We start from the raw sequence: 24,739 nt of genomic DNA, 5'->3' as shown, positions 1-24,739 counted from the left end.
GCCATGATCAGAATCGCTGTCGTGGGCGGAGGGATCGCCGGGGCCATGCTGGCCTGGCGGCTGTGCGAGGTCGTCAGGGGGAGCGCCGTCCACCTGTACACCGGAGAGCCGCACAGGAGGGCCGACGCCAGCGCCGCCTCCGGGGGCCTGACCAGGGCCTTCGAACCCGACGCCGCCTTGTGCCTGGAGGCCGCCGACAGCCTGGCCGAGCTCCACTCGAACCGGGAACTGCGCGAGTGGGCCTCCTACCGGGAGACCGGCTCGGTGTACCTGCTGCCCGGCCTCGGGCCGGGCACCGAGGGCCTGGTCGAGCTGGTACGCAGCCGCCTGCCCGGCTCGATCTCCCTGGTCAGCGGCGCCGAGCTCAGCACCAGGGGGACGTTCCGCGAGCTGCCCGAGGGGAGCGTGGCCGTCGTCGAGAAGCGCGCCGGATACCTCTCCCCGAACGCCTTCCGCGACCGGCTCCTCGTCGAGCTCGCCAGGTCGGGCGCCTTCGTCACCGACGGGCAGGTGGACGGCATCACCGCCGAGGCCGAGGTCCGGCCGGCCGAGGGCAGCCCGGCCAGGTTCGACGCCGTCGTGGTGGCCGCCGGGGCGTGGACCCAGGGCCTTCTCGCCCGTACGGGCCTGACGGACGCGGGGCTGCGCACCAAGGTGATCCAGTACGTGCTCGGCCCCTCGGCGGGGAAGAATCCGGACGCGTTCGTCGACGAGACGTCCGGGCTGTACGGCAGGTCCTACTCCGAAGGACGGGTCCTGCTCGGGCTGCCCACCGAGAGATGGGACATCACCCCTGGACCCACGCCGACCGACCCCGTACTCACCAGCAGGATCCTGGACGTCGCCGAGGCCAGGATCGGATACCGGCCACCGGGAAGGAAGGTCAAGGCCGTCACCGCGGTCGAGTGCTACCACCCCACGGGAGGACTGTCGCTGCGGCCCCTGGCCAAGGGCGTCTACACCTTCACCGGGGGGAGCGGGGGCGCGGGCAAGACCGTGCTCGCCGCGAGCCGCACGGCCGCGCGAAGCCTGGTCAGGTCGCTACGGTGAGCGCCGGGCCGCCGGAGATGCCGGAGACGTCGGGGAAACCGGGCGGACCGGGAACACCGGGAACACCGGGAACACAGCCCGTCCGGGTCGCGTCCCGGAGACCGTGAGAGGTCGCGTCCCGGAAATCGTGAAGAGTCGAGTCTCGGAGACCGTGAAGGGTCGCGTTCCGGAGACCGCGAGAACCGTGAGAACGGAGCCCGGCCGGGCCCCGCCCCGAAGAGGGGGCGGCCCCGGCCGGGCTCATGCCGTCGGCGAGCGGCGGAACGCGTTCGGCCCCGGTCAGGTCCCCGCGGTGAACGCCAGATAGCAGTAGTCGTCCAGCATCTTCGCCAGCGGGCGCCCGGGGCGGCCCAGCTCCACCGCGAGCTCCCGCTCGCCGACGCCCGCCTCCGCGAGCAGGCGCCGCGCCCACTCCCGGCCCAGCCGCAGGTGCGCGCGGTAGGCGTCCGCCGTACGGGACCCGTGCAGGGCGTCGGCGATGGCCGCGTCCCAGGGCATCAGCGCTTCCGGGCGCAGGGCGTGCAGCATCTTGGTCGCGGCGGTCGGCCCCAGGGAGCGGGGTCTGGCCCCGGGAGCCGCCCGCATCGCCGACAGGTCCGCGTAGCACGCGCCCAGCACCTCGATCTCCGCGTCGCCCAGCGTCGCGAGCGTGACGTCCGGGCCGGGGAGGTGCCCCTTCCAGCGGTCCCACCAGGCCGCGGTCTCCGCGCCGAAGACGTCGGGCTCGCCGTCGCGCGGATAGCGCAGCCGGCATCCCCACGCGTTCAGCCAGGCCAGCAGCGCCCGGCGATGGGCCGCGAGCGCGGGGTCGACCCGCGGCCCGGTCGCCAGCAGCAGCCGCTCCCACGATCTGTCGGCCGCGCCGTAACGGGCGAACTCGCCGACGGCCGCGCGCAGGCGTCCCAGGTCGGGCCCCCGGTCGCACGCCGCTTCTGGCGGACCGCCCGGGTCGCGCAGGCGTCCCAGGTCGGGCCCCCGGTCGCGCGCCGCCTCCGGCGGGCCGCCCGGGTCGCGGGGGCGTTCCAGGCCGGATCCCCGGTCGAGGGGTGTCGCGGGCACAGGCATAGTCACAGGCACGGATACAGGCACGGATGCTGTCACAGACGCTCTCACGGATGCCGTCACGGACGCTCTCACGGATGCCGTCACGGGCGCGGCCCGGTCAAAGGCGGGCGGCTCCGGCCCCGCATGAGCGTGGCCAGCAGCCGCTCGGTGCGCTCGCTCGGCTCCACGTCGAGGTCGGTGCGCAACCGGTGGCGGCACACCTCGTACCAGCTCAGGACGCGTCCGAGCTCCCCGAGCTCGCCGTGCATCATCATCAGGGTCTGGTAGGTGGTCTCGTGGTGGGGATCGACGTCGAGGGCCCTGCGGCACCAGTGCATCGCGGCCGGCCAGTCCTCGCGCTCCAGCGCCTCGGTGCGCAGCGCGGTCAGGGCGCGCAGCGCGGTCCCGCGCATCCACTGCCGCTGCTCGTTGATCCAGTCGCCGCTCTCGCCGGAGAGGAAGTCCCCGGCGTACAGGTCGGCGGTCCGCTGGAACCAGGCGATCGCGGTGTCGTGGTCCTTGGCCACCCACGCGTTCCTGCCCCGGTCGAAGGCGCGCTGGAACTCCTCGATGTCCACCCACGCGCTGTTCGTCCGCAGCACGTACCCGCGGTCCTGGTGGAGCAGGGTGAAACCGTCCCTGTCCTCGAACTCGTTGAGCACCCGCCGCACGCCGTGCACCGCGACCTTGAGCGAGCTGGAGCGGTGGTCCTCCCGCTCCGGCCACAGCACCTCGCGCAACCGGTCCCCGTGGACGAACCGCTCACGGTTGACCAGCAGGTACTGGAACAGGGCCCTCGACTTGCCGGCCCGCCAGTGCGAGACGGCCTGCCCGTCGACCTCCAGGCGGAAGTTGCTCAGGCATCGGGCGATGACCGAGGGCGTGCCCTCGTCCTGCCCGGCGTTGTGGGGACCGGCTTTCGCCAATTGCTGAACGGGCATGTTCGCTTCCCTTTGGAGGACGGCCTCCGCCGCTCGCGGGCTCACCCGCGGACGCCGAAGCACGTTGAGTACGAGTGTGGTGCCAGCACGACCTGGACGTGGTACGGCATGCGCTCGTCGTGCATTCTGAACATGACCGTGATCTCCGGGTAGGAGGTGGTCATGCCGAGCCCGGCGAAATAGTGGTCGGTGGCGAGGACGAGACGATAGAGCCCGCGCTCCATGAATTCGTCCGTCCATTCTTTGACGTTTCCATCGATGTCGGTCTCGCCCTCGGAGACCGGCTCCCAGCCGGTGCCCGAGGCGCGCTCCAGGCGAGCTCGGACACCGGCCGCGGACCGGCCGTAAACGCCGTCAAGTGCCTGCGTGGCGATGCTCATGTGAGGTTACCCATCTGCTGGTCGGGGCCGCGTGACCCTTATCGCGCGGCCTCGGTCCCATCAGGTTCCACGGGCGGGCTATCCGTCCGCTATCCATCGGCTACCCGAGCCTATTTTTTCGTGCCGGATGGCTCGGATGCCGGATCAGAAGGAATCGGATAAGGGGCGGATAGGGGCGCTATTTACGTTTTGAAGCAGACAGGCGGACAGCAGTGAACGGCCTGCGAGACACGAAGAAGAGGTACAGGAAATGCGGAACTTCGCGAGCTTCAACACCCTCCGGATCATCGTCTCCGCCGTCGCCGTCCTCGGGTGCCTCGGTCTCGCCGCCGTCGTCCCCTCGGTCGCCGACGGGGCCGCGAAGACCACCGTGCTCGCCAGCAACACTCCCTGGGGCTGAACTGCACCCCCCGCCCGGAGAGGTCGCCGGCGGCGGGGGTCCGCCGAAGCGGTCGGAGCCTTCCAAGGCCCGGCCGCTTCTTCGCGTCTCAAACCCGCCCGTTAGTCGCAAATCGGGCCAGACCTTTACAAACCCCCCTGGTTCTCCAACCAGCGGCGCTGTATGATCCCGGGCAGAACGCGTTTCATGCATATAAAATTGCCCGTCGTGATCGCTGGGTTATATGCCCGGAGATCATGGAGGGTGGGGTTGAGTCGATTGTTGCCTGGTTTTAAGGCAGTGGTTAGATCCCTGATGTCTCTCTTACACCAACTGTGCGGTGAACTCCCGGATAGGCCGCGATTCTGTAAGGAGAGTCGGTGGAGTATCGGATCCTCGGCCCCCTGGAGGTCGTCGCCGACGGCCGACGCTTGGATCTGGGCGCGCCTCGGCAGCAGGTCGTCCTCTCCTGCCTCCTGCTGGAGGCCAACCGGATGGTCACCATCGGGCGTCTGACGGACGCGATCTACGGTGAGGACCTCCCCAGCACCTCGCGCGCGCAGGTGCAGATCTGCATCTCCTCGCTGCGGCGGCTGTTCGCCGCCAACGGCGGGCCCGACGTCATCGCGACCCACTCCCAGGGATACACGCTTCGGGTCGCCGAGGGGGAGCTCGACTCCCAGAACTTCGAGAGCCTGCTGAACCAGGCCCGCCAGGCACGCGAGGGCCACCGCCCGGAGGACGCCGTCAGGCACTACCGGGAGGCGCTCGCCCTCTGGCGGGGTCCCGCCCTCGATGGCCAGGAGAGCCGGCTCGTGCAGGGGGCGGTCGGCAGGCTGGGCGAGCGCCGGATCACCGCGAACGAGGACTGCGTCGAGCTCGAACTCGAACTGGGCAGGCACCACGAGCTGGTGGGCGAGCTCAGCGAGCTCGTCGAGGAACACCCGCTCAGGGAACGGCTGCGCGGCCAGCTGATGCTCGCGCTCTATCGCTCGGGCCGCCAGGCCGAGGCGCTGACGGTCTATCGCCGCGCCCGCCAGACGATGATCGACGAGCTGGGCATCGAACCCAACGAGAGCCTCCAGCAGCTCGAGTACGCCATCCTCACCTCCGACGAGAGCCTCGACGCGCCGGGGCGGCAGCAACAGCAGCAACATCAACAGCAGCAGCAGTCCCAGCGCCACGGGGAGACGCAGGAGGCGCCGGCCGCCCGCCGGACGATTCCCCGCCTGCTCCCCACCGACATCGCCGACTTCACCGGCCGGATCAAGCTGGTCGAGGCGATCCGCCGCCAGCTCACGTTCGCCGCGGAGGACCGCCAGCGGCTCGCCGTCCCCGTCATCGCCGTCGTCGGCAAGCCGGGCATCGGCAAGTCCACGATCGCGGTGCACGTCTCGCACAGCGTCGCCGGACGCTACGAGGACGGTCAGCTCTTCGCCGACCTGCACGGCGGGGAGTCCCACCCGGTCGGCTCCGGTCAGGTGCTCGAACGCTTCCTGCGCGCGCTCGGCGTGCCGGGCAACGCGATACCCGACGGGGTGGACGAGCGGGCCGAGATGTACCGCGGGCTGCTCTCCGGGCGCAAGATGCTGATCGTCCTGGACGACGCCAGGAGCGAGAGCCAGGTGCTGCCGCTGCTGCCCGGCAACCCCGAGGCCGCGGTGATCATCACCAGCCGCAGCCGCCTCGCGGGCCTGCCGGGCGCGGCCCACCTCGACGTCGGCCTCTTCGACTCCAGGCAGTCGGTGGACCTGCTCTCCCGCATCGCCGGTGTCGAGCGGGTACAGGCCGAACGGGAGTCGGCGGCCGAGCTGGCGGACCTCTGCGGCCACCTGCCGCTGGCACTGCGCATCGCGGGCGCCAGGCTCGCCGCCCGCCCGCACTGGACGATCGACCAGCTCGTGGGGCGGCTGGAGGACGAGACCCGCAGGCTCGACGAGCTCAAACACGGCGACCTGGGCATCAGGGCGAGCATCTCCCTGACGTACGAGAGCGTCAGCGAGGACGCGCGCCGCCTGTTCCGGCGCCTGGCCATCCTGGAGTCCCGGCACTTCTCCGGCTGGGTCGCCGCCGCGCTGCTCGACTGCCATCCCTCCGACGCCCAGGACCTGCTCGACGACCTGGCCGACAGCCAGCTGGTCGAGACGACCGACGCCGGGTACGGCGTGCACAGCCAGTACCGCTTCCACGACCTGATCCACGTGTTCGCCCGCGAGCGCCTCGCGGGCGAGGAGGCGGTCGCCGACCGCAACGCCGCGCTGGAGAGGGTGCTCGGCGGCCTGCTCTTCCTGACCGGCGAGGCGCACCGCCGCGAGTACGGCGGGGACTACGTGCAGATCCACAGCGACGCGCCGCGCTGGCCGCTGCCCGCGCGGCTGGTCGAGAAGCTGGTCATGGCCCCCCTTCCCTGGTACGAGCGCGAGCGGCTCACGCTCGTCTCGGGCATCCGCCAGGCCGCGCAGGCCGGGTTCGTCGAGCTGTGCTGGGACCTCGCGATCAGCGCGGTCACCCTGTTCGAGTCGAGGATCTACTTCGACGACTGGCGGGAGACCCACCAGGTCGCCCTGGCCGCCGCCCGGCACGCGGGGGACCGCAGGGGACAGGCGGCGATGCTCTACTCGATCGGCTCGCTCTACATCGCCGAGCAGCGCTTCGGGGACGCGCGGCGCGACTTCGAGTCGGCGGCCGAGCTGTTCGAGGAGGCCGGGGACGACCTGGGGGTGGCCCTCGTCATCCGCAACATCGCCTTCCTGGACCGGGTGAGCGGCCGGCTCGACGACGCCGTGGAACGTTATGATCGCGCGCTGGGCATCTTCCGCGGCACCGGCGACCAGGTCGCCTCCGCCTACGTCCTCCACAGCATGGCCCAGATCAGGCTCGACTGCGACGAGCTCGACGAGGCCAAACGCCTGCTGGGCGAGGCACTCGAACTCAGCAGGGTCGGTGGCAGCCGCCGGGTGGAGGCGCAGGTCCTGCACCGCCTGGGCGAGACCTACCTCAGGTCCGAGGAGTACGCGTCGGCGGCCGAGGTCTTCGAGCAGACGCTCATGACCGTGCGCAACATCGGCGACCCGACCGGCGAGGCGTACGCCCTGCACGGCCTGGGCATCACGCGGCTGCGCCAGGGCGACCTCCAGGAGGCCGAGCGCACGCTCCAGAACGCCCTGGAGGTGGCGACCACCGCGGGGGAGCGGCTCGCCGAGGCCAGGGTCGTGCTCGGGCTCGGCGAGCTGGCCCTCGCCGTCGACCAGACCGAACAGGCCATCGGCCGCTTCCACCAGGCCCTCGGCCTGTTCCACAAGATCGACGCGCCGCTCCACCAGGTGCGCGTCCTGGTCATGCTCAGCGCGGCGTACGCCGCCGTCGGCGAGGCGGAGGCGGCGCTGAGCGTCTCGGAGGAGGCCCTCGAACTCGCCGCCACGATGCCCCCCGCGATCGCCGCCCGGATACGCGCCCAGCTGGAGACCCCTCCGTCACCCGGCCCGTCATCCGGTACGTCGCCCAGCACGTCACCTAGTACGTCGCCCAGCCCGTCGCCCGGCCCGGAACAACCACGGGGGCACGCGGGAAAGGTCCCGGCGTCCTGAAGCCCGGATCTTCGGGCGTAGAACGTTCCTGGTATCACGGGCATCCCGAGCATTTGGCACGCCGGACGGTCTGGCAGGCGACGGCGTCCTGAGCGACGAGCCACCCGGAGAGGTCCGGAATCCGGACCTCTCCACACGCTCGTCGCAGACCTCGCCGCCGCCTGCCGCTACCTGTCGTCGCCTGCCGTTGCCCATTGCCGCTCACTGCCGTCTGCCGTCGCGACCGTGCCACCGGGTCGTACGGCCACCGGCCACCGGCTGCCGTGCCACGGGTTGTCGTACCCCCGGTCGCGAGGCCACCGGTCGTACGGCAACCGGTCACCGTGCCACTGGTTTCCGGAGCACGGGTCGCGGGGGCGGCGGTGCTCAGCAGATGCGGCGCAGTGCCTCCGCGAGACTGGACAGGCCGACCGGCCCCAGCTCCAGCGCGGCGGTGTGCCAGGCGCGCAGGTCGAAGGCGTCACCCAGGCGCAGCCTGGCCTCCTCGCGGGCCTGCACCCACGCCCGCTCGCCCAGCTTGTAGGAGATGGCCTGGGAGGGCCAGCCGAAGTAGCGCACCACCTCGGCCTCGACCCGGTGCGGCTCGCAGCGGCCCTGCTCGCGCAGCACCTCGCAGGCCTTCTCGAAGGTCCACCTCGAACCGTCGGGCAGCGGCAGGTCGAGGTGGACGCCCAGGTCGATGACCACCCGGGCGGCACGCAGCGCCGACCAGTTGAGCATGCCCAGCCGGGTGCCCGGCTCGGTGAACCAGCCCAGCTCGTCCGCGAGCCGCTCGGCGTACAGGCCCCACCCCTCGCCGTGGCCGTCCACCCAGGAGACCTTGGCGAACCTGGACAGGGTGTCCCCGGCCGTCCGCATCGCGCCGAACTGCAGGTGGTGGCCCGGTACGCCCTCGTGGAAGATCGTGGTCAGCTCGCTCCAGGTGGCGAAGCGGGTCCGCCCCCCGACCGGCCACAGGGTGCGCCCCGGCCGCGACAGGTCCTCGCTGGGCGCGTTGTAGGAGGCCGCGCCGGACGTGGAGCTCACGTCGACCTCGGCCACGATGCGCCGCAGCGGCTCGGGGATGTCGAAGTGCGTGCCGTTCAGCTCCTCGACCGCCCGGTCGTGACGCTCCTGCAGCCACGCCTGGTACTCCTCCAGGGAGTCGACCGCCTGGGTCTCGTTGAGGATCGCGGTCGCCTCCTCGATGGTCGCGCCCGGCTTGATCCGCTCGACCTCCGCGGCCGTCTCGGCCCCGATGCGCTCCAGCTCCGCCCAGCCCCACTCGTACGCCTCACGCAGGTCGATGTCGGCGCCCAGGCTGATCCTGGCGGCGACCGCGTAGCGCTCGGGGCCCACCGCGTCGGCCTCGCTCGCCCGGGGCGCGTACTCCTCGCGCAGGTAGCGCCCCGCGAAGGCGTAGGCGTCGTGGGCCGCCGCGGCCGCCTTGAGCAGCTCCTCCTTGACCGGGCCCTCACCGTAGGTGGCGACGAAGGCGTCATGCGCCGGGGGAGTCCCACCGGCACCGGCGAACTGGTCGGCCTGGTCCGCCATGGCCAGCGCCTGCCTGCGGGCGCCCCGCAGGCCCATCTCCAGGCCGACCTCCAGGCTCTCCCGCCACCCGGCGAGCATCTCCGGGATCGCCGCCAGGCGGGCCGCGACGTCACGCCATTCGTCGTCGGTGCCGTGGGGGAGGAGGACGACGCTGGAGCGTACCCGATAGGGCAGCCCGTACGGCGCCGCCACCCAGCGGAGCGGTTCGCCCGTGTCGTGCCAGGCGAGCTCGGCCTCCAGCCGCTCCCGAAGGTGGGTGGCCGCCCTGACGTCCGGCTCACCGGTCGGGACCAGCTCGTCGAGACGCTTCAGGGTCGAACGGATCAGCTCGGCCCGGGCGGCGCTCCCGGCCGGGCTGTGGTCGGTGGCGGCCACGAAGTCGGACACGATGCCCTCGGCACCTGCCGCGATCGGGTCGAGCGCCGCCCAGCGGGTGACGTACTCATCGCAAAGCGCAAAGATCGGAGTGCTCATGTCTCGGACCGTAAAATCGCCCGGCATCCGCCCCCTATCCCTTCGCTATCCGCCCCCCTGACCTCCGGAAACCCGGCGCCACGAGCACCCGCTCCCCCCGAAGCCCGGACACCGCGAGGGCGTGCCCGCATTCCGGGAGGCCCACCCACACCGGAGCCCGGAGCCTGGGACCCGGGGCACAGAGCCCGGAGCCCGGAAGCCCGCAAGCCCGGGGCCCGGGGCCCAAGGCACAGAACCCGGAGCCCGGAATCCGGAACCCGGGGCCTAGAGCCCGGAACCCGGAGCCCGGAACCCGGAACCCGGGGCCCGGGGCCCAGAGCCCGGAACACCGGAACCCAGGGCCCAGAGCTTGGAGGCCGGAGGTCAGGCCGGGGTGTCTCCCGCGGCCCTGCGGGACTCCTCGGCCGCCCAGGTGAACACGCCCCTCGCCATCAGCGACGCCTCCGACTCCGCCCTGGCGGCGAACACCTCGGCCCGCACCCTGTGCAGCGCCGCGTCGTCCGGTGCGGCCTGTACGGCCATCTCGGCCAGGTGCCCCGCCAGTCGCTGGTCTCCCGAGGCCAGTGCCCCGAGCGCGGCCTCGCCCAGCCGCCCCGCGCCCCCGGCCAGCTCCGCCACCGCCGCGGCCAGCGCCGCCTCGGGCGCGGGCTTGAGGTTGGCCGGGTTGCCGTCGTACCAGCCGCCGTACAGCCGCCAGATGTTGCGCACCACGAACTCCGGCTCGTCGTAGTGCGGGCGCAGATAGGGCCGCTCAGCCAGCCGCGCGGGAGGCTGTACGGCGCGCACGATGTCGTCCAGCCTCGCGCCCTCGTTGAGCATCCCCAGGGTGCGCTCGACCATGAACTCCAGCCACTCGGCCGTCTCGGTCAGCGCCTGCTCGACCCGGTCGGCGCCGAAGACCGGGGCGCCGTGGCTGGGCAGCATGATCTCCGGCCGCAGCTCGACCATCCTGCGCAGCGCGATCGCCCACTCGCGCGGATAGCGCTGCGCCTTCTGCGGGTTGCCGCAGTTGGGGGTCACCCAGATGAACAAATCGCCCGGCAGCAGGATGCGGTGCGAGGGCACCCAGCCGACGCTCGCGTCGTCGGTCTCGCCCTTGGCGTGGAAGAGGTCGACGTGGCCGAGTGACATCACGTCGCGGTAGGCCACGTCGGGATGGCGGTACTCGGTGGGCCAGGTCAGATTGGGAGCCTGGAACTGCCGCCGGTTGACGATGGCGTTGTAGCCGTTGGTCAGCACGTAACGCTCGAAACGGACGGAGACCGCCTCGTGCCCCACCACCGTCGGCCGGGGCCGTCTCGCCGTGTCGGCCTCCGCGTCGAACGGGCCGACGCCCGAGACGTGGTCGATGTGCCCGTGGGAGTAGATCGCCGCGGTCACCGGATCGTCGGTCCAGGCCCGCAGATCGGTGTGCAGCCGGTCCGCGTCGAAGGGGTTGCCCGTGTCGAACAGGGTCACCTCCCCGCCGTGCCGCAGCGCGATCACATTGCCGAAGCCGCTGCGGAACCCCACCCCGTCGGCGATCTCCACGAAGCCCTGCCCGGCGGGACCCGTGTGCACGATGCTGTCGGGGACCTCGCCCCGCCACACGCTGTCGGCGTACTCGGTGATGTTCATGGGAGGCCAGCCCTTCCTCGACGTCTTCCGCCGCGCTCCGGCCGGTGCCCCGCGACCGGATGCCGCGTCCTCCGCCGTCCGGGATCGATGGGGTCCTTGGAGAACAAGCCCATTCCAGCCGAGCGACACCGCATATGTCACCATTCATGGCTGATCCAATCCGAGGTGAGCGCATCCCGCGGGTGATTCCAGGCTCACGAGCCGGTCGGGCACCGGTAGTGGGGAGCGTGCACATCGGGGCAGCCGACCGCGGCGGTGTGGCCGAAGCGTTCCCCTTTCAACCAGTGTCCCCACGCCATGCTCCCGCAGTGCCTCAGCGTGTCTTCGGCCATCTGGAGCCGCTCCTGCCCGCCGCCCAGGCGCTTTTCCCGGCCGGGGTGGGCGAAGGACGGCTCAAGCTGCCGCCACTGCTGGTCAAGCCAGCCCAGCACGGTCTCCAGGTCTCCGGTCACCTTGATGTGGGTGGGTGGCTTCAGAAGCCAGTCACACATACGGAACGGCGGCAGCGGAGAATTACGAAACTCCTCCGGCGATGTCGGCGGAAGCGGAGGTCTGCGGAGTCCATCCGCTTTGCCCAGAGAGGTGGATTGACCGATCCACTGGAATGCATGGTAATGCCACCACATTCGACCCTCGCTAAGAACAACGGCTCCCGCGCGGAGATACGCGGGAGCCGTTTCCGGTTTCACAGCGTACCCACGCCGGCGGCGAATCCGACCAGCTCATCGTGCGTGAACCGCAGCGTGCCCGCCGCCGGGTTCTTGCTGTCCCGCAGCGCGAACGTTCCCGGCCGTCCCGGAACATCCGCTATTTCCACGCAGCTTTCCTGATCTTCCTCCTGCTGATTTCCTCCGCAGAGACGACGGAACGAGACCCCGGTCATATCCACGAGATAAATGTCCATGTACATACACCTCCCTTCATGGTGAAGAAGCGACCTTGGATTCCCGGAGGGACAGGAAGGCGAGCCACGGGTGTGAGGCCGCGCAGGGGAAGACACCTGCCCCTCCAGGAAGCGGAGGGAGGAACTCATGCCACGTTCAGGGGCCGCATGTCCTCGACGCGGACGATCAGCTGGGTGGCCAGCGCCCTGGGAATCGACACCTCGTCTTTCAGGTTGACCTCGACGCTGCGCTCCCCCGTGGGGATGGCTCTCCGGCCTGGACCGGGCGTGAACATGTCGGCCAGTACGGCGGCGGGCTCGGCGCGGGCGACGGTGCAAACAGTCGAGGAGATTCCGAGCTGAGGGCAGGTGGCCAACGCCTCCGGGACACAGGCCCAGCAGGTCGGCGGCGCACTGGTGAGACCGCCGGTGGAGTCCCCGGGGATCTCGCGGAACGCGGTCTCGGTCATGATCCAGGGGATGCGTCCCGTGTCGGGGTCGGTCGCGGCCTTCCCGCAGACCTGACACCGCAGCCTCTCCATGCAGCGCCACTGGCGCAGCGTGTTGAGCTTGCGCCACTGCGGCGCCCCTCGGCGGGTGGTCAGCACGCGAACGCGTAGCACCCCGTGGGCCATGTCGCCCCGGCGCGGGTCGTCGTAGGCGAGCCGCAACCCACCGAGAGGGCGCCGGACGAACCGCAGGGGTTGAGGTGCGACCTCGTCGGCGTGGGCGATGACGTAGGGGACCCGAAGCCGTGTCAGCGCGGCGGAGGTCATCCGGCACTCTCGTCCGGCCAGGGCGACCACGCCACCCGAGCGGCCAGGCACCCCATCTCAAGCTTTCGGAAAGCCGATCCGGTCACGTCAGCAGGATCACTCGCGGAGCCGCCCTTGTGACGTGCCTCAAGAAAGCCGTCCAAGTTCTCCGTGACCTCGAACTCCGGTATCTCCCGCCTCACACCGTCTCCTTCGAGAGCGCCGCGAGGATCAGGTCCACGACCGCCTGAGGCTGGTCGGCGTCGACCGGCCGGCAACCGGCCGCGACCGTGGGAAGCGAGACCATGAAGTATCCGGAGTGGTCCCCCACGGTCACCGTCGCGACTTCCCAGCCACCACGGTTATGGACGACCAGCTCGAAACGATCGCTTCGGGGGAACGGATCGGGCCGGTCACCGTAGAGGCGGAGCCCCACGCGGTGAATGATCGACGTTCGAACACCATGAGCGCTGACCAGCTGTGCGAGGTCACTCAACCCCTCTGGGGGTTCTTGCCTTGCAGAGGTCGCTGTCTCGCCGTCCCCTCGCCCCCCGGCGCGGGCCTCTGTCACTGTCTGTCCGGATGTCATAACCCAGACGGTAGGAGTCCGGCCAGAACTGGAGCTAGGAAATTTCCCGGGATTGCAGCAACCTCCGTGCGGCGTCTATCTCCGCTCGTGCGGAATCGCCATAGACGGCCTGAGACTGCAACAGCTTGAAGATTCGTAAATATGTCTCTATTTCGCTGGGGCGCTTGGCGCGGTAACCCCCGGTCCAGTGCTCGCTGCGAACAAGCGACTCGTCATAGACGTAGAACCCTTCCCCCGGCCAGATGGTTCGAAGTCGGCCGAGAGGGATGATGCCCAGCGCCACATTCGCGAAGCCGGCCGCGCGTTCGACGTAGTCGAGCTGATCCAACATCACCGCGACACTGCCACGTTGGGCATAGAGCGCCCCAGCCTCGACGACCAACGAGAACATGCACTTGCCGGACTCAAGGACACGCAACCGGTTCAGCCGTCCCTCGACGGCTTGGTCTATATCGTCGGTCAGGCCGTGGAACCGGGCCACATCTTCGATGACGGCCCGCGTGTATCCCGGCCTCTGAAGGAAGCCGGGAACGGTCTGAGGCTCGTAGGCGCGTATCAGCCTGGTCTGTTCGTAAAGCGGTTTAATTCGTTCGCTCTGCTGCTTGAGCCCGGCACGCATCGCCTGCCGGTGCTCCTCCCACATCTCATCGATCTGCCGATGTGCGGCTATCAGTTCGGGGATCTGGTCTTCTGCGTCGCACGCACGGCACCAAACCCGGATGTCGTCTTCCGTGGGGTTCTGTCGTCCCAGTTCGATCCGGGAAATCTTGGAGTCGCGCATTCCGGATCGAGCCGAGAGTTGACGGCCGTTGAGGTTGGCGTCCAGGCGCAGGCCGCGAAGCCGTTGCCCGAACGCCTTGCGGGCGGCTTGTACTTGATCTTGTTCGGACAAGGCCGGGACGCTGTCAGGCGGGCCGGTAGTCGCGGTGCGGGATGGCCAGATCCCACAAAGCCGAGAAGGCGTCAGCGCAGTGCTTCACGATGGCAGGGTCTCGGTAGAGCTGAATCTCGGAGCGCTTGTCCGTTCCGTCAAAGACGTTGAACACGACCGTCTCACCGTCGAGCAACCAGAAGTCATTCCCCGGAAGGCTCAACGTCGAGGTCAGCCGTCGCGGAACCCAACGCAGGTCTTCCCCGGCCTCGACCTTAAGGCCGTTCGTCGCCTCGAAGCACCACCGCTGGTAGGCCGAAAGAGGCTCCGACACCACGCACACACGACGGTATGTCTTCCCCTCCGCGATCCCGGCCTTGACCCGGTCACACCACGGCTTGAGGACGCGAGGGACCTCCTCACGGTCACCTGCCTGCCAATTGGCGAACAGATCAGCGTCTATGCCGTAGTTGTCTCGCATCTCGACATGGAGTGCTTCCCTGCCGATGCTGTTGACCAGATCAGCCCGTTCCTTCGGGGAGATCGACTCCATAGTGCTCCCTCACGTACATCCGGACGAACGAGTTCATGGTGCGCTCGGAGAGTTCCCCGAACGTCTCATCTTCCCCGAGGCCGATGAGCTGTGCCCCTACCCTGGGGCCGCGCTTCTTGACCTGTACGAGCCACGACCCTCGATCCGTCCGATAGAACGTCTCGCACTCGTTGTCCTGATTGGAGTTAGGGTCCTTGCAGTAGAAGTTAAGAGAGAGATTGTCTCCATCATCGTAGGATTGCACGAGATTTCGCCCTCCTGGTCTACACCCGTGAGCCCCAAGAGTCATGCGATGGGTCGGCAGAGTCAAGGTTCTGTTGTCCACGACCTGACCTGGGCTTCTGGCGTATTGATATAGGTCAGCACAAGTCATCACAGGACAGGAGTCAACGCTGATCAACGGTAACCAACCAAAGAAAGCAGAAGGCCGCCAAGGCCCTTGAAGCTGGGACTTTGGCGGCCGTTCTGGTTGAGCTGCCCGTGGATGGGCGGTGGTGGACGATACAGGGATTGAACCTGTGACCCCTTCCGTGTCAGGGAAGTGCTCTCCCGCTGAGCTAATCGTCCGCATGGGGAAAGACCAGAGGTGGAGACGGGATTTGAACCCGTGTAGACGGCTTTGCAGGCCGTTGCCTCGCCTCTCGGCCACTCCACCGGAGTGAGAGCCCGAAGACCCTTCGAGCGGAAGACGGGATTCGAACCCGCGACCCTCACCTTGGCAAGGTGATGCTCTACCACTGAGCCACTTCCGCGTGTTTCCTCCGGGTTTCGTACCCGGTGGCGACGAGAGAACTCTAGCGGGTTTTCCCGGCGGTTGCGTAACCGCGCGTTCAGCCGCCGGTCCCGTGGCCGTCGCGCGAACGGTCCCGTGGCCGTCGGGCGAACCCGCCCGCGGGCCCCGTACGGAGGGGCTCGGCCGGGTGATCGTTCAGACGTCCTGCTCGGGCTGCTCGGGCGGGCGGCGCAGCTGGCGGGCGACGACGCGCTCCACGGCGGGCAGGGTGAGGAAGATCTCCAGGATGCGGGTGAGGCGGTGCACCTCGATGCGGTGGAAGGCGGGGCCGTCGGCGCGGGCCAGCAGGAAGGTCAGGGCGAGCGGGGGCAGCGGGGCGGCGATCACGTGCAGGCCGGAGCCGAGGGTGAAGGCCGCCGGGCGGACCGGGGTCTCGTCGGGGAAGGGCACCTGTTCGGGCGCGCGCCAGCTGGAGTGGACGATCGTGCGCGGGCTCTTCTCGGTCGCCGCCGCCGCCCAGTCGGCGCTGAACAGCACGGGCATGGAGTCGAGCAGGGTGGCGAGGGCGCGGTCGCCCGCAGTGGTGATGTACTTGAGGATCTCCAGCTCCGGGTAGGTCCCCGGCGCCTCGCGCGTGCTCCAGATGCCCTCGATCCTCACACCGGGGACGCTCTCCAGCCCCTCGGCCAGGTTCTCCCTGGGAGCGGAGTCGGGCCAGTAGACGGTGATGTCGTCCAGCGCCCGGCCCTCGCCGCGTTCGAGGACGACCACCTGGGTGATGTCCGCGCCCGCGACACCGAGGACACGGGTCACCTTCCCCAGGGAGCCCGGCTGATCGGGCAGTGCGATCCGCAGTCGCAACAGCATCCGCGGCCTCCCGTGTCACGTTGATCTACGTCAGAGTCACCATACCCAGCGATGATTCGTCCTGCTCGTCGCAGTGCGGTAGAAAAGCCAGGTGGAGTCGTTGAAGCTGGGATCGCTGGAGGTATGGCCGCCGGTCGTCCTCGCCCCGATGGCCGGGATCACCAACGCGCCGTTCCGTACGCTCTGCCGGGAGCAGGGCGGCGGGTTGTTCGTCTGCGAGATGATCACGACGCGGGCGCTGGTGGAGCGCAATCCCAAGACCTTCAAGATGATCCGGTTCGAGCCCGAGGAGAGCCCGCGCAGCATCCAGCTGTACGGGATCGACCCGGTGACCGTCGGCAGGGCCGTCCGCATGATCGCGGAGGAGGACCTGGCCGACCACGTCGACCTCAACTTCGGCTGCCCGGTGCCCAAGGTGACCCGCAAGGGCGGCGGCTCCGCGCTGCCGTACAAGCGGAACCTGTTCCGGGCGATCCTGCGCGAGGCCGTGCGCAACGCGGGGACGCTGCCGATCACCGTGAAGATGCGCAAGGGCATCGACGACGACCACCTGACCTACCTGGACGCCGGGCGGATCGCCGTCGAGGAGGGCGTCTCCGCGGTCGCGCTGCACGGCCGCACCGCGATCCAGCACTACGGCGGCAACGCCGACTGGGAGGCGATCGCGCGGCTCAAGGAGAGCGTGACGGAGATCCCGGTGCTGGGGAACGGGGACATCTGGAGCGCCGCCGACGCGCGCCGCATGATGGACGAGACCGGCTGCGACGGGGTCGTCGTGGGCCGGGGCTGCCTGGGGCGTCCGTGGCTGTTCGCGGACCTGGCGGCCATGTGCGAGGGCGGCGACGAGCGGAGCCGCCCCCTGCTGGGCGAGGTCGCCGCGACCATGGACCGGCACGCCACCCTGATGGCCGAGTGCTTCGAGAGCGAGCGGCACGCGGTGGTCGACTTCCGCAAGCACGTCGGCTGGTACCTCAAGGGCTTCACCGTCGGTGCCGAGCTCCGCCGCCGCCTGGCCACCGCGGAGAGCCTGGCCGGTCTGCGGGAGGGGCTCGCCGAGCTCGACGTCACCCAGCCGTGGCCCGACGGCGTCGACACCCCCCGGGGCAAGACCAACCCGCGCGACCGCGTCCACCTGCCCGCCGGGTGGCTGGACGACCCCTACGACCTCGCGGTCCCCAGCGCGGACGCCGAGAACGACACCTCGGGCGGCTGAACCCCGGGCGGCCGACGTCCGACGGCGCCGGAGCCGCTCCAGGACTCAGGTCACTCCAGGGCTCGGAGCCGTTCCAGGACCCAGGGGCCCTCCAGGGGCTGGGGCCGCTCCAGGGCTCAGGGCCCGCTCCAGGATCCGGGGCGGCAGCGGGTCCTCCCGCCCGGCGACCGGATTCTCCCGCTCCGGCGATCGGGCCTCCCGCTCCGGTGGCCGGATTCTCCCGCTCCCGTGACCGGGCCTCCCGTCCCGGTGACCGGGTTCTCCCGTCCCGGAGGTCACGTCCTCCAGTCCCGGCGTTCGCTCCCGGTCGCTCCGGTTTCGGTCCTGCTCTCCGGACATTTCGCTCTCTTCGTACGTTCCGTATGGCCTGACGCCTCCCGCACAGCAGGTGTGACGCGAATGTGACCGTGCCCTGACGGACGGGCGTCAGTGATCTATGTAATGTGCGGTCAAAGGTCGCGGCTCACACGTGGAGACGGCGGTTTGACAGGCACCACATCGGCGGGATCGGCGAGCGGTACGACAGCGGGCGCCGCGTCGGCGGACGAGCTGATCGCGGAGTTCGACGCGGAGCGGCCCGCCCGGCGGCTCTCCGGCTGGGTGGCCGGGGCCGTCACGCTGGTCGCCCTCGGGCTGTCGCTGTACGTCCTGTACCGGGCCTTCCGGCCCGGCTCCGTGCTCCCGTACCGGATGATCTTCCTCGCGGTCGTGCTGCCGCTCGTCTTCGTCTGCTACAAGCCGGGGCGGCGGGGCACCGACCGGCCGGGCGTCGCGGACTGGGCGCTCGCCCTGCTCGCGCTCGCGGCCTGCCTCTACCCGCTGGTGGTCTTCGACGACTTCATCCGGCGCGCCTTCGAGCCGACGGCCCTCGACGTGGCGGCCGGGGCCGTCATCGTGCTGCTCGTCCTGGAGGCCTGCCGCCGCACCGTCGGATGGATCCTGCCCGCGGTCTGCGTCGCGTTCGTCCTCTACGCCTATTACGGCGGCTACCTGCCCTTCGACTGGGTCATCGGGCACCGCGGCTACGACATCGACCGGATCGTCGTCTCGTTCGTGATGGGCACCGACGGCGTGTACGGGGTGCCGCTCGACGTCGCGGCCACCTACATCATCCTGTTCACCGTCTACGGCGCGGTCCTCGACCACTCGGGGGCGGGGAGGTTCTTCGTCGACGTCTCCCTGGCCGCGTTCCGCCGCTCGCGCTCGGCGCCGGGCCGTACGGTCACCCTCGCCGGGTTCCTGCTCGGCACGGTGAGCGGCTCGGGCGTCGCGACGACGGTGAGCGTGGGCAGCGTCGCCTGGCCGATCCTGCGCAGGGCGGGATACCCGCCCGAGCAGGGCGGGGGAGTGCTCGCCGCGGCGGGCATCGGGGCGATCCTGTCGCCTCCCACGCTCGGCGCGGCGGCGTTCATCATCGCCGAGTACATGCGGGTGAGCTATCTCACGGTGCTGCTCTACGCCACCATCCCCACGGTCCTGTACTACCTGGGCATCTTCCTCGCCATCGAGATCGACGCCCGCAAGTACGGGACGCGGGCCGTCCAGGTGGACGCGCCGAGGTTCTGGCCGCTGGTCAGGAGGTTCGGCTACCACTTCAGCTCGCTCTTCGTGATCGTCATCCTCATGGCGCTGGGCCAGTCGCCGTTCCGCGCCGTGGTGTACGCCACGCTGCTGGCCGTCGCGCTCTCCTTCCTCGACAGGGAGCACGCCCTCACCCCGCGCAGGGCGGCGAGGGCCCTGGCCGCGGGGACGACCGGGGTGCTGCCGGTCGCGGCGACCTGCGCCGCCGCCGGGCTCATCGTCGCCGTCGTCACGCTCACCGGTCTCGGCCTCAAGGCGAGCTCGCTGATCGTCGGGGCCTCGGGCGGCATCCTCGTGGTCACCGCGCTGCTGTGCGCGGTCGCGGTGCTCGTGCTCGGCCTCGCCGTGCCGGTGACCGCGTCGTTCGTCATCGCGGCGGTCATCATCGGGCCCGCGCTCACGGACCTCGGCGTCAGCCAGGCCGAGGCGTACATGTTCATCTTCTACTACGCGGTGCTGTCGGAGGTGAGCCCGCCCACGGCGCTGTCGGCCTTCGCGGCGTCGGCCATCACCGGGGGCAACGCCTACCGGACCATGATGGCGACCTGGAAGTACACGCTGCCCGCGTTCCTGGTGCCGTTCGCCTTCGTGCTGACCCCCGGCGGGGCCGGGCTGCTGGCCCAGGGCACGATCGGGGAGATCCTGGCGGCCACCGGGGTCTCGGCGCTCGCGGTCGCCGCGCTGGCCGCCGCCACCGGCGGGCGGCTGTTCGGCCCGGCGGGTCCCGTGGAGCGGGTGCTGTGCGCGGTGGCCGCGGTGCTGCTGCTGTTCCTGTCGCCCGTGCCCGCCCTCGCCGGGGCGGGGCTCCTGGTCGTGGCCGTCTCCCTCCATCTGGTGATGCGCAAACGAGAGGTGGTTCGATGACCGTCAAACGCGTGGCCGTCCTGCTGGCGGCGGGGGTCCTGTTCCTCACCGGGTGCGGCGGCGACCGGTCGGCCGAACGGGCCGGGCAGGCCGGGCAGAGCGCGGGCCAGAGCGGCGCCGCTGGCAAGCGGCTGTCGATCGCCACCGGCAACACCACCGGCGTCTACTACGTCCTCGGCGGGGGCCTGGCCGACCAGATCGGCAAGAACCTCCCCGGCTACCAGGCCACGGCCGAGGCGACCGGCGCCTCGGTGGAGAACATCCAGCGGGTCGTCAGGGGCGACTCCGACATCGCCTTCACCCTCGCCGACTCCGCCGCCGACGCCGTCGCGGGCAAGGGCGCCTTCACCGCGCCCCAGCCGATCCGCGCCGTCGCCCGCCTGTACGACAACTACACCCAGGTGGTCGCCACCACCGGCTCGGGGGTGAAGTCCGTGGCCGACCTCAAGGGCAAGCGGGTCTCCACCGGCTCGCCCAACTCCGGCACCGAGGTGATCGCGCTGCGCCTGCTGAAGGCCGCCGGTCTCGACCCGGACAAGGACGTCACCCGGCAGTCGCTGGGCCTGCCCGAGAGCGTGCAGGCCGTCAAGGACGGCGACCTCGACGCCCTGGTCTGGTCGGGCGGGCTGCCCACGCCGGGCCTCACCGACCTGCTGACCTCCCTCAAGGACCAGGTCGCCTTCGTCCCGCTGGACGGGGTGCTGCCCGCGATGCAGGCCGAGCACGGCCCGGTGTACGCCGCGGGGACGATCGCGAAGGACGTCTACGAGACCCCGGCCGACGTGTCCACGATCTCGGTTCCCAACCTGCTCGTCGTGAGCGAGAAGATGGACCCCGCCCTGGCCGGGAGCCTGACCAAGCTGCTCTTCGACCGCAAGGCGGACCTGGAGAAGGTCCACCCCGCGGCCAAGGACATCACCCGCGACAACGCTCAGAAGACCGACCCGGTGCCCCTGCACGACGGCGCGAAGAAGTACTACGGCTGAACGGCGTTTCGCGCGGGCTCCCGGCGCCCGCCCGATCACGGGGGCGCCCGGCCGTGGGTCGCCGGACGCGATGGCGATCACGCTACTTCTGGTCTCACGCGACTTCTGGTCTCACGCGACTCCTGGTCTTATACGACTTCTGGCCTCACGCGAACCCCGGCCTTACGGGCCGTGTCGGCGAGATCGGTGCGGGCCCGCCGGTCGAGCCGTCCGGCCCGTCTCGGCCGGAGGCCGTGTCGTGTCCCCGTCCTCGGGTACTCCGAAGCGTGTGAACACCTGGGACAAAAGAAACGACATGGTGGTCCACGGGACCGACCCGTACAACGCCGAGGCGCCGCCGGGTGCCCTGGCCGACCAGATCCTCACCCCGCTCGACACCTTCTACAGCCGCAACCACGGTCCCGTCCCCGACCTGGATCCGGGGGCCTGGCGCCTCACCGTGGACGGCCTGGTCGAGCGCCCGCTGACGCTGTCCCTGGAGGACCTGCGCTCCGGGTTCCCGGAGCGCAGCCTGGTGGCGACCCTGCAGTGCGCGGGCAACCGCCGGGCCGGGCTGGCCGAGGTGCGCGACATCCCCGGTGAGGATCCCTGGGGGCCGGGCGCGACCTCCACCGCCCGCTGGAGCGGTGTCGGCCTGGCCGACGTCCTCGCCCGCGCCGGGCTGCGCCCCGAGGCCGCGCACATCGCCTTCGCCGCCCCCGACGTCTCGCAGCTCGCCGATCCGGCCCAGCCCTACGGCGGCTCGATCCCCGTGGCCAAGGCCGTCGGCGGGGACGTCCTGCTGGCCTGGGCCATGAACGACCGGCCGCTGCCCCCGGCCCACGGCGCCCCGCTCCGCGTCGTCGTCCCCGGCTGGATCGGCGCCCGCAGCGTGAAATGGCTGCAGCGCGTCACCGCGCGGGAGGATCCCTCGGACAACTACTTCCAGGCGACCGCCTACCGCCTCCTGCCCCCCGAGGCCGACCCCGCCAAGGCGGGACCCGGTGACGGCATCTCCCTGGGACCCGTCGTCCTGAACACCGCGATCCTGAGCCCCGGCGACGGCGACCGCCTTCGGCCGGGGCTCACGCGGATCACCGGCTACGCCTACGCCGGGGACGGCCGGACCGTCGCCCGCGTCGACGTCTCCCTCGACGGGGGCGGCAGCTGGATCCAGGCGGATCTCGGCGAGCAGGCGGGCCCCTGGGCGTGGCGGCACTGGCACACCACCGCCGAGCTGGGGGAGGGCGAGACCGTGATCGCCGCCCGCGCCTGGGACAGCTGCGGGGCCACCCAGCCGGAGTCGGCCCAGGACGTGTGGAATCCCAAGGGGTACGCCAACACGTCGTGGTCCCGCGTCCGCGTCACCTGCGCTCCTTGAGGGAACGGGGGGTGGGAGCGTCAGGGGTCTGGGAGGCGGCCGCCGGGCGCGTACGGGGTCCGGAGGCGCGCCGCCGGACGCCTGCGAGTTTTGGGAGGGCGGCCGCCGGGCGCGTACAGGGTCCGGAGGCGCGCCGCCGGACGCCTGCGTCCGCTCCTTGAAAGGTTCGGGAGGGCGTTCGCCGCGTGTCCCCGGCTCCGTCGCGGCGCGGAGGCCCGTTACGGTCTGGCCAGGTCGCGGCGGAGGTGTTCGGCGGTGAAGGAGCCCCGCGCGTCGAGGAGGCGCAGCGGCGTGCCCTCGAAGACCACGGTGCCGCCCCGGTCACCGCCGTCGGGGCCGAGGTCGACGACCCAGTCGGCGTTCTTGATCACGTCGAGGTTGTGCTCGACGACGATGACGGTGTTGCCGGCGTCCACCAGGCTGTCCATGATCCCGATCAGGTGCTCGACGTCCGCCATGTGCAGCCCGGTCGTCGGCTCGTCCATCACGTAGACGCTGCCCTTCTTGTGGAGTTCCCCCGCCAGCTTGATCCGCTGGCACTCGCCCCCCGACAGGCTGCTGAGCGGCTGGCCGAGGCCGAGGTAGCCGAGGCCGACCTCCCGCAGGGTCCCCAGCGTGCGCAGCGGTCTCGGCTCGGTGAAGAACTCCGCGGCCTCGTCGACCGTCATCTCCAGCACGTCGGACACGGACCTGCCGCGCAGCGTGTGCCGCAGGACCTCGGGCCGGAACCGCCGTCCCCGGCACACCTCGCACCGGGACGTGATCCCGTCCATGAACGCCAGGTCGGTGTGGATGACCCCGAGGCCCTGGCACTCCGGGCAGGCGCCCTTGGAGTTGAAGCTGAACAGCGCGGGGCTCACCCCGCCCGCGGCGGCGAAGAGGCCGCGGATCTCGTCCATCAGCCCGGTGTAGGTGGCCGGGTTGGACCGGATCGAGGTCCCGGCCGCCGCCTGGTCGATCACCACCGCCTCGGGGTGCCGGACCAGGAGCGCCTCGTTGACCAGGGTGCTCTTGCCCGACCCCGCGACGCCGGTGACCACGGTGAGCACCCCGGTGGGGAAGGAGACCGTGACGTTCCTGAGGTTGCGCGCGGTGACGCCGGTGACGGCGAGCGCGCCGGTCGGCTCCCTGAACGACGCCTTGAGCGGCGGGTTGCGGCGCAGGTGCCGCCCGGTGAGGGTGCGGGCCCGCCGCAGGCCCTCGACGCCGCCCTCGTAGACGATCTCGCCGCCGTTCGTCCCGGCGCGCGGCCCGACGTCCACCACGTGGTCGGCGATCTCGATGACGTCGCGGTCGTGCTCGACGACGAGCACGGTGTTCCCCTTGTCCCGCAGCTCGCGCAGCAGGTCGTTCATGCGCGTCACGTCGCGCGGGTGCAGCCCGATGGTCGGCTCGTCGAAGATGTACGTCATGTCGGTCAGGCTGCTGCCCAGGTGCTTGACCATCTTGATCCGCTGCGACTCCCCGCCGGAGAGGGTGGGCGTCGGCCGGTCCAGGCTGAGATAGCCGAGGCCGATGGTGACCAGGTGCCGCAGCCGGGCCAGGATCGCCGGGACCATCGTCGCCGCGACCGGGGCGTCGATCCCGGCGACCACGTCGACCAGGTGCCGGACCTCCATCGCGGCCAGCTCGGCGATGTTGCGCCCGCCGATCCGGCAGGCGAGCGCTGCCTGGTTGAGCCTCGCCCCCTCGCACAGCGGGCAGGGCAGCGCCGAGACGAACTCCATCACCGCGTCCCGGTTGGCCCTCTCCTCGATGTCCCGCTTGATGTAGAGCCGGTTGAACTTGTCGATCACGCCCTCGTACTTCTGCGGGGCCATCCCGGCCTTGGTCCTGAAGGAGATGACGGGACCGTTGCCGCGCAGCAGCGTTTCCCACTCGTCGTCGGTGTAGTCGGCCAGCGGCTTGTCGTTGTCGAACAGCCCCGAGTGGGCGTACAGGTTCCACTGCCAGGTGCCGACCCGGAAGCCCGGCAGCAGGATCGCGCCCTCGTTGAGCGACTTCGACCGGTCGAGGGCCAGGTTCACGTCCAGGGCGATCTTCCGGCCCACGCCCTCGCACTCCGGGCACATCCCGGCCGGGTTGTTGAAGGAGAACGCGTTGGAGTAGCCCGCGGGCGGCGTCCCGGCGCGCGAGTAGAGCAGCCGCAGCAGCGGGTTGATGTCGGTGACGGTGCCGACGGTGGAGCGCGAGTTGCCGCCCAGCCGCCGCTGGCCGACGACGACGGCCGCGGAGAGGTTGCCGATGGCGTCGGCGTCCGGCCGGCCGTAGTGGGGCAGGCGGTTGCGGGCGAACGAGGTGAAGGTCTCGTTGAGCTGGCGCTGCGACTCCGCGGCGATCGTGTCGAAGACGATGGACGACTTGCCCGACCCCGAGACGCCCGTGAAGACCGTGATCTGCTTTTTCGGGATCTTCAGGGAGACGTTCCTGAGGTTGTTCTCCCGGGCGCCCGTTATCTCGATGTGGCTCATCCGGAGCA

At 70.5% G+C, this 24,739-nt stretch carries 21 protein-coding genes and 3 tRNA genes; 7 read left to right on the top strand and 17 right to left on the bottom strand.

Annotation, left to right across the window (positions count from 1 at the left end; all coding sequences use genetic code 11):
• Positions 1-3 precede the first annotated feature (3 nt).
• Entirely contained in the window at positions 4-1,050 is a 1,047-nt protein-coding gene (locus ABT053_RS01510) for an FAD-dependent oxidoreductase (RefSeq protein WP_350966841.1), read from the top strand.
• A 279-nt stretch (positions 1,051-1,329) separates the two neighbouring features.
• Here ABT053_RS01510 and ABT053_RS01505 read toward each other — a convergent pair whose 3' ends face one another.
• The 3 genes from ABT053_RS01505 to ABT053_RS01495 form a co-directional block, all read right to left on the bottom strand.
• Complete coding sequence (locus tag ABT053_RS01505) at positions 1,330-2,109, bottom strand: hypothetical protein (protein ID WP_350966840.1); 780 nt, start codon at positions 2,107-2,109, stop codon at positions 1,330-1,332.
• 86 nt (positions 2,110-2,195) lie between these two features.
• Positions 2,196-3,035, bottom strand: coding sequence for an AfsR/SARP family transcriptional regulator (locus tag ABT053_RS01500; RefSeq protein WP_350966839.1), 840 nt, complete (start codon positions 3,033-3,035; stop codon positions 2,196-2,198).
• 41 nt (positions 3,036-3,076) lie between these two features.
• Complete coding sequence (locus tag ABT053_RS01495) at positions 3,077-3,415, bottom strand: hydroxyisourate hydrolase (protein WP_344748401.1); 339 nt, start codon at positions 3,413-3,415, stop codon at positions 3,077-3,079.
• A gap of 250 nt (positions 3,416-3,665) precedes the next feature.
• On the opposite strand from ABT053_RS01495, the gene ABT053_RS01490 reads away from it, so the two are divergent.
• Positions 3,666-3,815, top strand: coding sequence for a hypothetical protein (locus ABT053_RS01490; RefSeq protein WP_350966837.1), 150 nt, complete (start codon positions 3,666-3,668; stop codon positions 3,813-3,815).
• Between the two features lie 359 nt (positions 3,816-4,174).
• Positions 4,175-7,381, top strand: a complete 3,207-nt coding sequence (locus tag ABT053_RS01485) for an AfsR/SARP family transcriptional regulator (protein ID WP_350966836.1) — start codon at positions 4,175-4,177, stop codon at positions 7,379-7,381.
• A 366-nt stretch (positions 7,382-7,747) separates the two neighbouring features.
• On the opposite strand, the gene ABT053_RS01480 is transcribed toward ABT053_RS01485, so the two are convergent.
• From ABT053_RS01480 to ABT053_RS01420, 13 genes are all read right to left on the bottom strand, one after another.
• On the bottom strand, positions 7,748-9,388 hold the full coding sequence (locus tag ABT053_RS01480) for a DUF885 domain-containing protein (RefSeq protein ID WP_350966835.1): 1,641 nt from the start codon (positions 9,386-9,388) through the stop codon (positions 7,748-7,750).
• 363 nt (positions 9,389-9,751) lie between these two features.
• A complete protein-coding gene (locus ABT053_RS01475) occupies positions 9,752-11,005 on the bottom strand; it encodes an alkyl sulfatase dimerization domain-containing protein (protein WP_350966834.1) in 1,254 nt (417 codons plus the stop codon).
• Positions 11,006-11,199: 194 nt separating this feature from the next.
• Positions 11,200-11,496: a hypothetical protein gene (locus ABT053_RS01470; protein WP_350966833.1), complete on the bottom strand. Its 297-nt coding sequence runs from the start codon at positions 11,494-11,496 to the stop codon at positions 11,200-11,202.
• 194 nt (positions 11,497-11,690) lie between these two features.
• Positions 11,691-11,909, bottom strand: coding sequence for a DUF397 domain-containing protein (locus ABT053_RS01465; protein ID WP_350966832.1), 219 nt, complete (start codon positions 11,907-11,909; stop codon positions 11,691-11,693).
• Positions 11,910-12,034: 125 nt separating this feature from the next.
• Positions 12,035-12,715, bottom strand: coding sequence for a hypothetical protein (locus ABT053_RS01460; protein ID WP_350966831.1), 681 nt, complete (start codon positions 12,713-12,715; stop codon positions 12,035-12,037).
• 127 nt (positions 12,716-12,842) lie between these two features.
• Positions 12,843-13,079 (bottom strand): hypothetical protein, encoded by a 237-nt coding sequence (locus ABT053_RS01455; protein WP_350966830.1) that lies wholly within the window; start codon positions 13,077-13,079, stop codon positions 12,843-12,845.
• Between the two features lie 187 nt (positions 13,080-13,266).
• Complete coding sequence (locus tag ABT053_RS01450) at positions 13,267-14,124, bottom strand: helix-turn-helix domain-containing protein (protein ID WP_350966829.1); 858 nt, start codon at positions 14,122-14,124, stop codon at positions 13,267-13,269.
• Positions 14,125-14,137: 13 nt separating this feature from the next.
• The gene (locus tag ABT053_RS01445; protein ID WP_350966828.1) at positions 14,138-14,656 is read right to left on the bottom strand and encodes a DUF6879 family protein; all 519 of its coding nucleotides are present in this window, start codon (positions 14,654-14,656) and stop codon (positions 14,138-14,140) included.
• The gene (locus ABT053_RS01440) at positions 14,625-14,900 is read right to left on the bottom strand and encodes a hypothetical protein (protein ID WP_350966827.1); all 276 of its coding nucleotides are present in this window, start codon (positions 14,898-14,900) and stop codon (positions 14,625-14,627) included. The genes ABT053_RS01445 and ABT053_RS01440 overlap by 32 nt, the downstream gene beginning before the upstream one ends.
• 248 nt (positions 14,901-15,148) lie before the next feature.
• Positions 15,149-15,223: transfer RNA gene (locus ABT053_RS01435), tRNA-Val, on the bottom strand.
• Positions 15,224-15,240: 17 nt separating this feature from the next.
• A tRNA-Cys gene (locus ABT053_RS01430) sits at positions 15,241-15,311 on the bottom strand.
• A gap of 25 nt (positions 15,312-15,336) precedes the next feature.
• Positions 15,337-15,408: transfer RNA gene (locus ABT053_RS01425), tRNA-Gly, on the bottom strand.
• Positions 15,409-15,584: 176 nt separating this feature from the next.
• A complete protein-coding gene (locus ABT053_RS01420; RefSeq protein ID WP_350966826.1) occupies positions 15,585-16,256 on the bottom strand; it encodes an ACT domain-containing protein in 672 nt (223 codons plus the stop codon).
• A 91-nt stretch (positions 16,257-16,347) separates the two neighbouring features.
• On the opposite strand from ABT053_RS01420, the gene dusB reads away from it, so the two are divergent.
• From dusB to ABT053_RS01400, 4 genes are all read left to right on the top strand, one after another.
• Complete coding sequence (dusB, locus tag ABT053_RS01415; RefSeq protein WP_350966825.1) at positions 16,348-17,469, top strand: tRNA dihydrouridine synthase DusB; 1,122 nt, start codon at positions 16,348-16,350, stop codon at positions 17,467-17,469.
• A 483-nt stretch (positions 17,470-17,952) separates the two neighbouring features.
• The gene (locus tag ABT053_RS01410; RefSeq protein WP_350966824.1) at positions 17,953-19,914 is read left to right on the top strand and encodes a TRAP transporter permease; all 1,962 of its coding nucleotides are present in this window, start codon (positions 17,953-17,955) and stop codon (positions 19,912-19,914) included.
• Positions 19,911-20,900 carry a TAXI family TRAP transporter solute-binding subunit gene (locus tag ABT053_RS01405; protein ID WP_350966823.1) on the top strand — a complete coding sequence of 330 codons (990 nt, stop codon included), beginning with the start codon at positions 19,911-19,913 and terminating at the stop codon, positions 20,898-20,900. The genes ABT053_RS01410 and ABT053_RS01405 overlap by 4 nt, the downstream gene beginning before the upstream one ends.
• A 268-nt stretch (positions 20,901-21,168) precedes the next feature.
• Entirely contained in the window at positions 21,169-22,260 is a 1,092-nt protein-coding gene (locus ABT053_RS01400; protein ID WP_350966822.1) for a sulfite oxidase, read from the top strand.
• Positions 22,261-22,478: 218 nt separating this feature from the next.
• Here the strand turns inward: ABT053_RS01400 and ABT053_RS01395 are convergent, their stop codons facing one another.
• The gene (locus tag ABT053_RS01395) at positions 22,479-24,731 is read right to left on the bottom strand and encodes an excinuclease ABC subunit UvrA (RefSeq protein WP_350966821.1); all 2,253 of its coding nucleotides are present in this window, start codon (positions 24,729-24,731) and stop codon (positions 22,479-22,481) included.
• Positions 24,732-24,739: the final 8 nt, after the last annotated feature.

It is taken from the genome of Streptosporangium sp. NPDC002524 (assembly GCF_040295985.1).
GTDB lineage: Bacteria > Actinomycetota > Actinomycetes > Streptosporangiales > Streptosporangiaceae > Streptosporangium.
Note: the sequence above shows the minus strand (reverse complement) of the source record. Positions and strands in the feature narration are given on the sequence as shown.

Excerpts from the sequence above, each read along its gene's own strand:
- ABT053_RS01480 (WP_350966835.1), bottom strand. The coding sequence starts at position 9,388 with ATGAGCACTCCGATCTTTGCGCTTTGCGATGAGTACGTCACCCGCTGG.
- ABT053_RS01510 (WP_350966841.1), top strand. The coding sequence starts at position 4 with ATGATCAGAATCGCTGTCGTGGGCGGAGGGATCGCCGGGGCCATGCTG.
- ABT053_RS01465 (WP_350966832.1), bottom strand. The coding sequence starts at position 11,909 with ATGGACATTTATCTCGTGGATATGACCGGGGTCTCGTTCCGTCGTCTC.
- ABT053_RS01395 (WP_350966821.1), bottom strand. The coding sequence starts at position 24,731 with ATGAGCCACATCGAGATAACGGGCGCCCGGGAGAACAACCTCAGGAAC.
- ABT053_RS01470 (WP_350966833.1), bottom strand. The coding sequence starts at position 11,496 with ATGTGTGACTGGCTTCTGAAGCCACCCACCCACATCAAGGTGACCGGA.
- ABT053_RS01490 (WP_350966837.1), top strand. The coding sequence starts at position 3,666 with ATGCGGAACTTCGCGAGCTTCAACACCCTCCGGATCATCGTCTCCGCC.
- ABT053_RS01475 (WP_350966834.1), bottom strand. The coding sequence starts at position 11,005 with ATGAACATCACCGAGTACGCCGACAGCGTGTGGCGGGGCGAGGTCCCC.
- ABT053_RS01405 (WP_350966823.1), top strand. The coding sequence starts at position 19,911 with ATGACCGTCAAACGCGTGGCCGTCCTGCTGGCGGCGGGGGTCCTGTTC.
- ABT053_RS01420 (WP_350966826.1), bottom strand. The coding sequence starts at position 16,256 with ATGCTGTTGCGACTGCGGATCGCACTGCCCGATCAGCCGGGCTCCCTG.
- ABT053_RS01445 (WP_350966828.1), bottom strand. The coding sequence starts at position 14,656 with ATGGAGTCGATCTCCCCGAAGGAACGGGCTGATCTGGTCAACAGCATC.
- ABT053_RS01495 (WP_344748401.1), bottom strand. The coding sequence starts at position 3,415 with ATGAGCATCGCCACGCAGGCACTTGACGGCGTTTACGGCCGGTCCGCG.
- ABT053_RS01500 (WP_350966839.1), bottom strand. The coding sequence starts at position 3,035 with ATGCCCGTTCAGCAATTGGCGAAAGCCGGTCCCCACAACGCCGGGCAG.